13 protein-coding genes and 1 pseudogene are annotated in these 12795 nt (G+C 42.0%); 10 read left to right on the forward strand and 4 right to left on the reverse strand.

Features of this window, described 5'->3' with window-relative positions; translation table 11 throughout:
• The first annotated feature begins 4 nt into the window (after window positions 1-4).
• From QA442_RS12535 to QA442_RS12560, 6 genes are all read left to right on the forward strand, one after another.
• On the forward strand, window positions 5-1468 hold the full coding sequence (locus tag QA442_RS12535) for an FGGY-family carbohydrate kinase (protein ID WP_095431626.1): 1464 nt from the start codon (window positions 5-7) through the stop codon (window positions 1466-1468).
• A 94-nt stretch (window positions 1469-1562) separates the two neighbouring features.
• Window positions 1563-2807 carry an MFS transporter gene (locus tag QA442_RS12540; protein WP_095431627.1) on the forward strand — a complete coding sequence of 415 codons (1245 nt, stop codon included), beginning with the start codon at window positions 1563-1565 and terminating at the stop codon, window positions 2805-2807.
• 158 nt (window positions 2808-2965) lie between these two features.
• Window positions 2966-3517, forward strand: a complete 552-nt coding sequence (locus QA442_RS12545; protein WP_069839350.1) for a MarR family winged helix-turn-helix transcriptional regulator — start codon at window positions 2966-2968, stop codon at window positions 3515-3517.
• Between the two features lie 13 nt (window positions 3518-3530).
• Window positions 3531-4469 carry an ABC transporter ATP-binding protein gene (locus QA442_RS12550; RefSeq protein WP_069839351.1) on the forward strand — a complete coding sequence of 313 codons (939 nt, stop codon included), beginning with the start codon at window positions 3531-3533 and terminating at the stop codon, window positions 4467-4469.
• A gap of 10 nt (window positions 4470-4479) precedes the next feature.
• On the forward strand, window positions 4480-5226 hold the full coding sequence (locus QA442_RS12555; protein ID WP_069839352.1) for an ABC transporter permease: 747 nt from the start codon (window positions 4480-4482) through the stop codon (window positions 5224-5226).
• Window positions 5220-6209, forward strand: coding sequence for an ABC transporter permease (locus QA442_RS12560; protein ID WP_095431628.1), 990 nt, complete (start codon window positions 5220-5222; stop codon window positions 6207-6209). Before QA442_RS12555 ends, QA442_RS12560 begins: the two co-directional genes overlap by 7 nt.
• A gap of 158 nt (window positions 6210-6367) precedes the next feature.
• On the opposite strand, the gene QA442_RS12565 is transcribed toward QA442_RS12560, so the two are convergent.
• The 3 genes and pseudogenes from QA442_RS12565 to QA442_RS12575 form a co-directional block, all read right to left on the reverse strand.
• Window positions 6368-6901, reverse strand: a complete 534-nt coding sequence (locus QA442_RS12565; RefSeq protein WP_095431629.1) for a GNAT family N-acetyltransferase — start codon at window positions 6899-6901, stop codon at window positions 6368-6370.
• Between the two features lie 44 nt (window positions 6902-6945).
• A pseudogene (locus QA442_RS12570) lies at window positions 6946-7716 on the reverse strand (hypothetical protein); the annotation flags it as partial.
• A gap of 69 nt (window positions 7717-7785) precedes the next feature.
• Window positions 7786-8091 (reverse strand): DUF948 domain-containing protein, encoded by a 306-nt coding sequence (locus QA442_RS12575; protein WP_014664180.1) that lies wholly within the window; start codon window positions 8089-8091, stop codon window positions 7786-7788.
• Window positions 8092-8243: 152 nt separating this feature from the next.
• On the opposite strand from QA442_RS12575, the gene QA442_RS12580 reads away from it, so the two are divergent.
• From QA442_RS12580 to proB, 4 genes are all read left to right on the forward strand, one after another.
• Complete coding sequence (locus QA442_RS12580) at window positions 8244-8960, forward strand: 3-ketoacyl-ACP reductase (protein WP_040082991.1); 717 nt, start codon at window positions 8244-8246, stop codon at window positions 8958-8960.
• Window positions 8961-9252: 292 nt separating this feature from the next.
• Window positions 9253-9624, forward strand: a complete 372-nt coding sequence (gene rtp / locus QA442_RS12585) for a replication termination protein (RefSeq protein ID WP_095431630.1) — start codon at window positions 9253-9255, stop codon at window positions 9622-9624.
• 144 nt (window positions 9625-9768) lie between these two features.
• Window positions 9769-10662 (forward strand): pyrroline-5-carboxylate reductase, encoded by an 894-nt coding sequence (proC, locus tag QA442_RS12590; protein WP_010886524.1) that lies wholly within the window; start codon window positions 9769-9771, stop codon window positions 10660-10662.
• Window positions 10659-11774, forward strand: coding sequence for a glutamate 5-kinase (proB, locus tag QA442_RS12595; protein ID WP_095431631.1), 1116 nt, complete (start codon window positions 10659-10661; stop codon window positions 11772-11774). Before proC ends, proB begins: the two co-directional genes overlap by 4 nt.
• Before the next feature lie 49 nt (window positions 11775-11823).
• On the opposite strand, the gene gltC is transcribed toward proB, so the two are convergent.
• Window positions 11824-12726 (reverse strand): glutamate biosynthesis transcriptional regulator GltC, encoded by a 903-nt coding sequence (gltC, locus tag QA442_RS12600; RefSeq protein ID WP_014664178.1) that lies wholly within the window; start codon window positions 12724-12726, stop codon window positions 11824-11826.
• Window positions 12727-12795 lie beyond the last annotated feature (69 nt).

The raw sequence follows: 12795 nt of genomic DNA on the forward strand, positions 1-12795 counted from the left end.
CAGAATGAAAAAACAAAAAGGCTATCTCGTTTTCGATATCGGCACAGGCAATGCGAGGGTAGCGGTCGTGAGTGTCTCAGGCATTGTTCAAACGGTTGAACGGGAGGACATCGAGTATTCCACTGAGACGCTTTACCCGGACAGCCGTTATTTTTCCCCTCAGATACTGTGGAAGCAAGTAATGAGGTTGGCAAAACGTGCGCTATCCCGTTCGCGTGATATTGACATCATTGGGTTGACATCGACGAGTCAAAGACAGGGGATTGTTCTGATCGATCAAAACGGTGACTCTTTTCTCGGGCTGCCGAACATAGATAACCGTGGCCGAGAGTGGGAGGAGAGCATTCCCGATCGGGAAGAGATATACAGCCGTACAGGCCGTCTGCCAACTGCGCTTTTTTCTGCACTCAAGCTTTATGGTTTGAAGCAGCGCCAGCCTTCTTTATGGGAAAAGACTGCAAGCTTTACAAGCATCAGTGATTGGGTGACATACCAACTGAGCGGAATCCTAACATATGAACCATCGCAGGCAACAGAAACGCTGCTGTTTGATGTGAAGCATAACACTTGGTCAGAAGAGATGTGCGACATATTCGGCTTTTCTCCATCTCTCCTTCCGCCTCTTGTAAGAGCGGGAACAGCAATTGGAACAATAGCAAATGAATATGCAGCCGAATTAGGTCTATCAATAAATGCTAAGGTGATAACCGGGGGCGGGGATACACAGCTAGCTGTGAAAAGCACCGGAGCTGGACTTGAGGACATTGTCATCGTATCAGGGACAACAACGCCAATAACCAAAATTACTGCGGATCATGGCGACACAAAACATAAAGCCTGGCTGAACTGCCATACAGATCAAGGGCATTGGCTAGTGGAAACGAATCCGGGAATTACCGGTCTGAATTATCAAAAATTAAAACAGATTTTCTATCCGAATGAATCGTACGACGTAATGGAGGAGGAAATTTCTGCACTAGCAAAAGAAAACAATGCGTGTATAGCGGCTCTCGGCTCTTATTTATCAGCTGAAAAGAATGCATTAACGAGAGGCGGTTTTCTTTTTGACACTCCGCTTTCAGCAGATTTAAAGAGGGCACATTTTGTACGTGCAGCGCTAGAAGAGATCGCATTTTCAATCAAATGGAACTTTGATATTTTAACAGAGGTTACTCCGTTTAAACGTGACTATGTTTGGGTGTGTGGAGGGGGATTCCAAAGCAAAGCGCTCACGCAATATATCGCTGACCTTCTTCAGAAAAAAATCTATGTCAAAGAGGGATATCATCAGGCATCTGTCGTTGGTGCAGCAGTCATTTGTAATGAAACCTTTCAATTAATGGAGGAGATGTCAGCAAATGTCCGGGTGATCGAACCGAAGAGCTGTCAGACAGAATTGGCTTTATATGAGGAATGGAAGCAAACTCAGCGCTTTTTTTCAGGGTCAGAAAGCAAAGTGTTGATATAAGGCGGCATATCCGGATGTTTTGAGGAATTGTCTAATTTTTAGCTTTAATAAGGTAATACGGTAATGGATATAAGCATCTAAGGAGGAAACAGATATGTTAGATAAAATTGGTATACCAAAGCGGCTTGCGTGGGGATTTTTAGGAGTTGTTTTGTTTATGATGGGAGACGGACTTGAACAAGGCTGGCTCAGCCCGTTTCTGACCGAAAACGGACTGACTGTTCAGCAATCTGCTTCCATTTTTAGCATTTACGGGATTGCGCTTGCCATAGCTTCCTGGTTTTCAGGTGTATGTCTCGAAGCATTTGGCGCAAAACGGACGATGTTTATGGGGCTGTTGTTTTATGTAATCGGTACAGCCGCCTTTATCGTGTTTGGGTTTGAACAGCTAAACCTCCCTGTGATGTATGTGACTTACTTCGTAAAAGGGTTAGGCTACCCGCTATTTGCTTATTCTTTCTTGACATGGGTCATTTACAGAACACCGCAAAACAGACTGAGCACTGCTGTCGGCTGGTTTTGGATTGCCTATTGCCTCGGCATGTTTGTATTCGGCGCTTGGTACTCAAGCTACGCGATCAAAGCGTTCGGTTATTTGAATACGCTTTGGAGCTCTATTTTTTGGGTATGTCTCGGTGCATTCTTTGCATTGTTTATCAATAAAGACCGTTTTGAAAAGAAGAAAAGAAAACGATCAGAAACAGCCGAGGAGCTTTTAAAAGGGGTAACGATTCTATTTACAAATCCGCGCGTGCTTACAAGCGGAATCATCAGAATCATCAACAGCATTGGTACATATGGATTCCCAGTCTTTTTGCCGATGCACATGGCTCAGCACGGAATTTCGACCAATGTGTGGCTGCAAATTTGGGGAACCATTTTTCTGGGGAACATTGTGTTTAACCTTATCTTTGGAATTGTCGGCGATAAATTCGGCTGGAAAAATACTGTGATGTGGTTCGGCGGAGTCGGCTGCGGTATTTTCACCGTCTTATTATACTACGCACCTGTTTTCTCCGGCGGAAGTGTAGCGGTTGTCAGCGTGATCGGCTTTATTTGGGGCGGTTTGCTGGCAGGCTATGTGCCGATCGGTGCAATTGTGCCGACGGTGGCCGGAAAAGACAAAGGAGCAGCCATGTCTGTATTGAATTTGGCTGCAGGTTTATCAGCGTTTGTCGGTCCCGCGCTTGCTTGGTTGTTCATCGGCCTTGTCGGTGCGCAAGGCGTCGTCTGGATCTTTGCGGTTCTTTACCTTGCGAGTGCAGTCATGACGAAATGCATTCATATACCTGAAGAAAAAGCGGTAAAGGAGGAAACATCTCCTCAATATGCATCTTAATCAAAAAGCGCCCCTGCAACAGGGCGCTTTTTGTCTTTTGTATTGTCGAAGGATCTGGATCTGAAACTTTTCTAACGAAAATAGACAATATGTTGACAATTAATTAAGAAGTGTTATGATGTTATTGACAACATATTGTCTATTTAGGAGGGAATAACATGGATTATTCAAAAGAACTGAAAGATTTATTTTTAATGCAACAATCTTACGCTACTCTTTTTTCTGTTTTAAACAAAATCCAATCACGCGGGGATGATTATTATGAAAGCTTAACGTCAAGACAATTTATGACAATGGTTGCCATACTGCATTTACCGGAAGAGGAAACGACATTTAACAACATCGCAAAAAAATTAGGCACTTCAAAACAAAACATCAATAGGCTTGTCAGTAGTATTGAAAAAAGAGGTTATGTCATTACTGTTCCGAGTAAACGCGACAAGCGAGCGGTTAATGTGAAGATTACTGATTCAGGCAAGCGTGTCATGGAGGAATGCGGTGAAAAAGCGGTGTACTTTATGGCAGATCTATTTAAAGGGTTTTCTACGGAAGAGTTGGAAACATTGTGGGTTTTATTGAAGAAACTGTACAGTTTTGACGGAGAGGAACAGGATGGCTTTGAAGAAAACGCTGCTGATTTTGACATTGAACAAAATCGGGACGATTTGAAAACAAATTTATTGCAGGAATTCTCAAAACGGAGAATGTAAAAAGGAGACATGTATGAACAACGTGGTGGCAGTTGAAGATTTGAAAATGCAGTACGGAAACAAAACAGCGGTAGATGGGATTTCGTTTGAAGTGAGAGAGGGGGAAGTTCTTGGCTTGTTAGGCCCAAATGGTGCTGGGAAAAGTACCACCATTCATATGTTATCCGGGATATTGTCGGCTAGTTCCGGAAACGTTACAATATTGGGCCATGATGTAAAAAAAGGGTCAAAGGAAATGAAGAAAGGCATCGGGATTGTACCTCAAGATCTCGCGATTTATGAGGAAATCTCCGCTGAGAAAAATGTTCGTTTTTTTGCCAGTCTTTATTCTCTTAAAGGGGAAGAACTCAAAGCCCGAGTCAAAGAGGCTTTGGAGCTCGTACAGCTATATGACCGAAAAGATGACAAGCCAAAGACGTTTTCAGGCGGGATGAAAAGAAGATTAAACATTGCGTGCGCCATTGCCCATCAGCCGAAACTGATTATCATGGATGAGCCCACGGTAGGAATCGATCCACAATCCCGTCATCACATTTTGGAATCGATAAAAGAACTGAAAACAAAAGGTGCAAGCATCATTTACTCTACACACTATATGGAAGAAGTCGAGGCTATTGCAGATCGCATTATAATCATGAATGAAGGGAGAATCATTGCCAATGGAACAAAAGAAGAGCTGTACAGAGAAGCCAATAAAGAAATAACATATGCTTTTCAACTGGCGAATGTTCAGCGATTAAATAAAAACTCGATTAGAGAAATCAAAGGAGTGACAGGAGTTGATTTTTCTGACAATCAACTAAATGTGACCGTTCAGCAGAACCAAGATCACCTGAGTAAAATCATAGAAGAATTGAGTGCCCAAAGCTGCAGCCTTCTAAGCATGAACAAACAAGAGATATCGTTAGAAACAGTATTTTTAGAACTGACGGGAAGAAACTTAAGAGATTAGGAGACAAAAAATGAATTTGTTAAAATTGATAGCGTTTGATTTTATGAATATTGTAAGGAATCCGGTTCTTGTGATCGCCAATTCGGCCTTTCCTTTCGTTCTCATTCTGGTCATGGGCTTTGTAACGAAAAACAGCTTTGGGGCAGTTGGGGTCAGTTCGTATGATTATTATGGAGTGAATATGATGATTTTTGCTGCAGCTCTGATCGCTATGACGGCTTCAAATACGTTTATGGAGGAAAAGGTGAAGAAAGCGAACCTCCGTATTGTATATGCGCCCGTTTCGACAACCGGTATATATCTTTCTAAATTACTATCAACCTGGATATTCAGTGTCATTATGTACAGTATGAATGTGTTAGTCGCCCAGACAATGTTTCGTTTGAACTTTGGTGGACAACATCTTCCGTATTTCATGCTCTTATTATATGTATTTTTATTTTTTGGCTGCTGTTTAGGCACAATGTTCTGCTGTTTGTTCAAAAATGAAGAGCAGGCGAACGGGCTTATGCAAATTCCGATTGCTTTTTTTGTTTTCTTTGGCGGCGTATTCTTCGGGATTCATCGATTTGGAAACATCGTCAATTTCATATCAATTTTTTCTCCGGTTAAATGGGTAATAGAATGTCAGTTTCGCCTTATTTATGATCACGATTTCAGTATGCTGCTACCCGTTATGTCAGGACTATTATTTGCCTCCATCATTTGTATTGCCGTTTCACAAGTTGTATGTAAGCCGGAGGGATATATATGCTGAGTTTATTCCGAAACAGGTGGGAACGAATGCTGACCAAAAAATCCATTATGATCATTGCAGTGATTATTATGCCGCTGATGATTGGTGTTGCGATTATGTTTTCCGGAGAGCCCGTTTTCAAAGAAACGATCGCATTTGTAACAGAGAAGGACAGCGTGCAGCATCCGAGTGACTCTGCATTTAGAGTGGTGGAGGTTTATCAGAAGCCGAAGTTTTCTGATCTGGTGTTAGGGAAATATGCAGCGATCGTAGAAAAAAATCAACATGATTACAAAGTGACCACTCTGAAAAGTAAAACGGATCAAAAAATGATTCTGCAATTTTTTGAAACTGGAAAAATGCCAGGCAGTTACCGTGGGGAGGATGAATTAAGGACTCAACGGGGAACAGGAACGAATATATTAGGTTTTATCGTAATGCTTGTCTTGATGCAAGGTGTGGCATTAGCTTCGTTATATCCAGAAGACCGGATGCTCAAAACCTTTAGAAGGATTTTGGTGTCTCCCGTACATGTGGGGAATTATTTGCTTGTTCAATTTATCTTTACGTTTTTATGTCTATACATACCTACATACTTGGCCATTGTGATTACAAATGTATTCTTTCATGCTGAAATTGGTTTCCGTTTGGACATTCTTGCTGGGCTACTGGGTGTTCTAATCATGCTTGCGACAGGGTTCGCTATCTTTATGGCTTCTGTGATGGATCGAAACATCAGTTTGATGTCCAGCGGTATCAGTGTTGTCACGTGTGTATTGTCAGGCTGTTTTCTTTCTTTTGCTCCGCATCATCCATTGTTGAATACGCTTTGTGCGATACTGCCGCAAAAAGCGTATATGACTTTCATTCACGGGGTAGAAACGGGGCATACAATGTGGGAATACAAAACTCAGGTTGTCTATATTTTAATGTGGTCGGCTGTGTTTTGTTTCCTTGGTGGTTTTATCACAAGAAGAAGGATTATTAAAGGGATTTATGAATAGTGGAGAACGAACAAGAGATGCATAGGCCACTATGCATCTTTTTATACTTGGGAAATATGGAATATAGGGATCCAGAATTAAGGTGGCATAACTTGTACAGGTCATGAATCATTAAAGAAAAGGGAATGTACATACAGATTCGAGAGAATGCCGCCTGTTCATTCATTTGATGTTAAAATAGAATATACATTTGTATCATAGGGAATTCCATTTTGATACATGTACTGTCTTAAAACACCTTCTTTTTGAAATCCCATTTTTATAAGCAGACGATTTGATGCTTCATTTTGGGTAAATACAACTGCGCCAATACGCGTCAGGCCAAGGGAAGTAAACCCGTAGGAGACAGCCTCTGAAATGGCTTCTGATGCAAAGCCGTTTCGCCAATGCGCCGGGGTGATTTCATAACCGATCTTTGCACGCCTATGCTTTTGGGCCAGAGCGTGAAAGCCGATTGTTCCGATCAAATCTTTCGTATCCCGTCTTTCTATTCCCCACCTTATACCACGTTTTTCTTGATAGAGGGCGGCAAAGGTTTGAATCATTGAAATGGCCTGTTCTATAGATTCCATGTTTTCAAGTCCGTAATAGCGTGTCACTTCATGGTTTGAGAAACAAGCAAAAATGGCTTCCGCGTCCTGATCTGTCATTTGCCTAAGTGTAAGCCGCTCCGTTTCTAATACAGGAAACATTCAACCACTCCCCACGTTTGTTTCTGTTTATCATATCCCTTTAATTTCCTCTTTTCTATAGAAAATTCAAAACTGAGGAAGCAAAAGAATGAATTTGTCTTTCTAGTAGCTCTTTGTTTTTGGCGAATTGTTTTAAACGGTGGCCTTTTGCGCCTGATGGATGGGGAAAGCCGCTAAGGCAAATCAAATTCTGGAGTCTGTGTTGTCTGATCAATGTTTCACATACTGTTTCGGCGGCTTTTCCTAACGGAATCAGAAGAGCTGGTCCCGCCACATGATTGAGCTCCGCAGGGAAGTGATCAAAAGCATAGGTGCTTAGGATAGGAGAACGAGTGATGGCCGGTTTGTATCCGGTATAGTTTTTTTGCTGGATAAAGACAGGATATTTAATAACGGAAGTTGTATGGAGCAAATGCCGTAAGTCACCAAAAAGCTGCGCGGCGCTTTGAATGCCGAAAGCCTGTGGCAGCCCGCATAAATCCAGCATGGTAATAAGGTTATGCCTCATCGATCCGGAGAAACCCGCTGCTATTTTTGTGTCTACTGCCATTTGCTCAAGAGTCCCGCCTTGCAAAAGGCTTTCGGCGGCTGTTTCGTACGCTGTCTTCATCTGGGAAAAACCCGGCGTGATCCCGGCAATCGGCAAGTGAGGCATCCCGATTGATAAATTCATTATGAGGTGAATAGTAAATGCCAAGTTCGTTTTCTTGATGGAGACGAAATGGATCAGTAAGTAAATCGGACTTTGTAAGTGAAGAGGGAAGAAAATGTAGTTTTTCTGCGAACTCCTTTAAGCAGCTGCGGTTTATAATCATATGTAAGCCTCCTCGAAAAATGAGATCCCATTGCCCATTCTGATCGTAACAACGGGATCTCATTCATCTTTATCTGCTATTAAAATGTCCTGCCTGCCACACCTCTTTGACTGCTTGGGGAACTTCTTTCACTTCAGCTGCTGTCTGCTGAAACGCGTATTTTTTCATCTGGACATCATGCTGAATCTTCTTTTGTTTTTGCGTCAGCAGCTCTGCTTCTGTTTTTAATCCCTCGACTTGTTTTTGCATAGCCTGCGTAACAGAAGTGAGCTCCTTTAGTGCGGGGTCTATTTTTTTCTTGTTTTGGATCACATTAAACCCTAAAAATATGATAGAAATAGCCAATACTGCCAGACTGATATAAACAATAACCATATGTTCACTCCTTTTTTCTTTTGTCATTACCCTGTTTCCGCTTTTTTAATCCAAAGAAATGATGATTGCACAGTTCGTTTGATTTGCGTATTGGATTTATTCTACTTATAATGTGATATCGTACATAGGTAAACAAAGAAAGGGTGCTTCAATTGCAAAGTTTACAAAATAAAACCGCTTTAATCACAGGCGGAGGCAGAGGGATCGGCCGCGCTACAGCTCTTGCTCTTGCGAAAGAAGGCGTAAATATTGGGTTAATCGGCCGGACTGCCGCTAATGTTGAAAAAGTGGCAGAAGAAGTCAAAGCGCTTGGTGTAAAAACTGCATTTGCTGCTGCAGATGTAAAAGATGCCGAGCAGGTTAACCAAGCCGTAGCTCAAGTGAAGGAACAGCTTGGTGATATCGATATTCTCATTAACAACGCCGGAATCAGCAAATTTGGCGGTTTTTTAGATCTATCAGCCGATGAATGGGAAAATATAATACAAGTCAACCTAATGGGTGTGTATCATGTGACTCGCGCGGTGCTTCCGGAAATGATCGAACGCAAAGCCGGAGATATCATTAATATCTCGTCTACAGCGGGCCAAAGAGGAGCTGCTGTAACAAGTGCTTATAGCGCTTCTAAATTTGCCGTTCTCGGGTTAACAGAGTCTCTTATGCAAGAAGTGAGAAAACATAATATCAGAGTCAGCGCGTTAACGCCGAGCACTGTCGCTAGTGATATGTCTATCGAATTGAACTTGACAGACGGTAATCCTGAAAAAGTGATGCAGCCTGAGGATCTTGCTGAATACATGGTGGCACAATTGAAATTAGATCCTCGTATTTTCATCAAAACAGCGGGATTATGGTCAACAAATCCGTAAAAATGAGAACCTGTCTTTCGACAGGTTTTTTTATTTGAATGAAATTCATACCGGCATATGCAAATCTGACAATCGTTTTAAATTGAAGCTGGCAGTGAATGTAGGCTACAATAGAACTAAGAAAACTATGTGCCGAATGTTCAACGTCCTGTTTATTTTTCCGCTTCACCTATAAACAGCAACCATAAGATAACTGGACGATCAGTCTTTACTATTAAGGAGGAAAACAATAAAAGAAAATTGAATATTTAGTACATAGTGTTGTGAGTGACAGAAGAAGGGAGTGCATATCATGAAAGAAGAAAAAAGGAGTTCAACTGGCTTTTTAGTGAAACAGCGTGCATTTTTGAAGCTTTATATGATAACAATGACAGAGCAAGAGAGACTCTATGGATTAAAGCTGCTTGAAGTACTTCGGTCTGAATTTAAAGAGATTGGTTTTAAACCAAATCATACAGAAGTATATCGGTCTTTGCATGAGCTTCTTGATGACGGGATACTAAAACAAATTAAAGTGAAAAAAGAAGGGGCTAAGCTCCAGGAAGTCGTTCTCTATCAATTTAAAGATTATGAAGCTGCCAAACTATATAAAAAACAGCTGAAAGTTGAGCTGGACCGCTGTAAAAAACTGATTGAAAAAGCGCTCTCAGATAATTTTCAATAGAAACAAACACCCGGCGCAGCAGTGTGCACCGGGTGTTTTGTGCTTTACATTATACATATTTGTCGAAAAGAAACAATACAAATCAATGATGACCTTCAAACTTGACATCATTTCCTCACGTGGTAACATTTAAAACGTGTGAAAATGCGAACAAAAAAGCGAACAAAGGAGATGTTACCGATCTTTGATCAAAAGAAAGTAGCCTTTATAGGAGCAGGATCTATGGCGGAAGGAATGATATCAGGTATCGTTCGTGCCAACAAAATCCCGAAACAAAACATCTGCGTTACAAACCGCAGCAATACAGAGCGATTAACTGAACTTGAACTTCAATATGGAATCAAAGGCGCCTTGCCGAACCAACTATGTATTGAAGACATGGATGTGCTCATTTTGGCAATGAAGCCAAAAGACGCCGAAAACGCTCTGTCATCACTAAAATCACGTATCCAACCCCATCAATTAATATTGTCGGTACTTGCCGGCATAACCACCTCTTTTATTGAACAATCATTGCTTAATGAACAGCCGGTTGTCAGAGTGATGCCCAATACTTCCAGTATGATCGGCGCTTCTGCAACAGCGATTGCCCTTGGCAAGTATGTGTCAGAAGACTTGAAGAAACTGGCCGAAGCATTGCTCGGATGTATGGGCGAAGTCTACACAATTCAAGAAAATCAAATGGACATATTCACCGGAATTGCCGGCAGCGGTCCCGCGTACTTTTATTATTTAATGGAATTCATTGAAAAGACAGGTGAGGAAGCGGGTCTTGATAAACAGTTATCTCGAAGCATCGGCGCACAGACGCTATTAGGCGCAGCAAAAATGCTCATGGAGACAGGAGAACATCCCGAGATCTTGAGAGACAATATCACGTCACCGAACGGAACGACAGCGGCGGGGCTGCAAGCCTTGAAAAAGAGCGGCGGCGGAGAAGCGATTTCTCAAGCGATAAAGCATGCGGCTAAGCGTTCAAAGGAAATCAGCGAAGATATTGAAAAAACAGCAGCGCCGCTATCAGGAGTGATAAAGTGACGCCTGATACAAGCATAAAAAGAGTTGTTGTGAAGATTGGAAGCAGTTCATTAACAAGCCTCCATGGAGAAATCAGCCTTCGAAAATTAGAAGCGTTGGTCGATCAGGTCGTCAAACTCAAAGACGCCGGATATGAAGTGATTTTGGTTTCCTCAGGCGCAGTGGCGGCTGGATATCGGAAGCTCGGATTTATCCAAAGACCCGAGAAGCTTCCAGAAAAACAAGCGTCAGCTTCAATCGGCCAGGGATTGCTGATGGAAGCTTATTCAAAACTGTTTTTGGCACACGGCTATGTCGCATCCCAAATTTTAATTACGAGAAGCGATTTTTCTGATGAATATCGGTATAACAATGTCAGGAATACAATGAATGTGCTGCTCGAGCGCGGCATCATCCCGATCATAAACGAAAACGATACAGTTACAGTCAATCGCCTCAAGTTTGGCGACAATGATACGCTCGCAGCAAAAGTCGCTGGATTGATTGATGCAGATATGCTTGTTATTTTATCTGATATCGACGGATTATATGACGGCAATCCGCGCACAAATCCAAAAGCGAAAAGAATACAGCGAGTGAGTGAAATAACACCTGACATCGAAGCGTGCGCAGGTGACAGTGGGAGCGTTGTCGGAACCGGCGGCATGCGCTCTAAGCTTGATGCATTTAAAATCGTCATGGCTTCTGGCATTAAAGGTTTTCTTGGTCAGGCAGATGCCGGCGATATTTTATACCATGCTGTTCGTGAAGAGGCGGCAGGCACCTATTTTGAAGCAAAAGGAACGCTTCCGTTGAATCGAAAGGAACAATGGATCGCTTTTAATTCCGGTCCTGAAGGTGAAATGATTTTATCAGATGATTATTCACGAAAAATAACAAATGGGCAATCGAGCTTATACCTGGACGGTGTACAGAAGATTAAAGGAAAATTCAAAAGCGGTTCAGTTGTTCGGCTAATGGATTCACAAGGAACAGAAATCGGGCTTGGAATCGTTAATTATTCTTCTGTACAGCTTCAAGAACCAGAAAAGAAGAAAGAACTGATCAACAAAGCGCTAATTGATCAAGAAGCATTTGTTTGCCATGTGGATTTTACTTTGCCTGTTAATTAATTTGCAGCAAAAAACCCGAGCTTCTATAAAGAAGATCGGGTTCATTTTTTTATTGATACTGCTCCAGCTTAGAGAAGAATTGAATGACAAACTCATAAAAATCATTCGCAGAAGGCGCAAGCTCTCTATTTTTCGGTTTAATGATTCCGACAGTCCGTTTCACTTGAGGGAACTCAATTGGAATTTTCACAGTAAAACGAGGTGTTGTTTCAGCAAACGTACTTTCAGGCAGAAGGGTGACGCCCATTCCTGCGGACACTAATCCTTTGATAGCATCCAAATCCTCACCCTCCGTTGAAACGAGAGGAGCAAAGCCGGCTTGTTTGCAGGAATCGATTGCCATTTTTCTGAGTACAAATCCTTCCGGGAACAATACAAATTGATCGTTGCGCAAATCGATTAAATGAACCGTTTTTTGTTGAGCGAGCGGATGATTTAATGGAACAAGCGCGTAAATTTTCTCAGTGAATAAAATTTTTCCCGCTATATCAGAGAAATTCGTCGGCACCGGCCCTAATAAGGCTAGATCAATATCGCGGTTTCTGACAGCTTCAATCAGAAACTTATAGGAGCCTTGGCGCAGCAAAAATTCGACGTGCGGATATTCTTCCTTAAACGCTGAAATGACAGTCGGCAAAAGCTGGCTGGCAAGGCTCGTAGGAAATCCGATCTTTACCGTTCCGCGGTGCGGGTCAAGATACTCATCAATTTGTTCTTTTGCATAATCAATGGCTTTCATTGCGGTCTTCACATGAATCAAAAATTCTTTCCCAATTGGCGTGAGTTTGATATTTCTCCCTTCACGCTCAAATAAGGTCACATTTAATTCCTCTTCAAGATTGGCAATTTGTCTGCTGATTGCTGATTGGGCCACATGCAAATGATCAGCAGCTTCTGAAACGTGTTCTCTTTCAGCCACCTCCATAAAATAACGCAGTTGGCGCAACTCCATGTTTGTCTCACATCCATCTATCTCATTTTGAGATTCTTTTGATCTAAATTATATATTGTTTATATCGTT

This window comes from Bacillus stercoris (assembly GCF_029772985.1).
Taxonomy (GTDB): Bacteria; Bacillota; Bacilli; order Bacillales; family Bacillaceae; genus Bacillus; species Bacillus stercoris.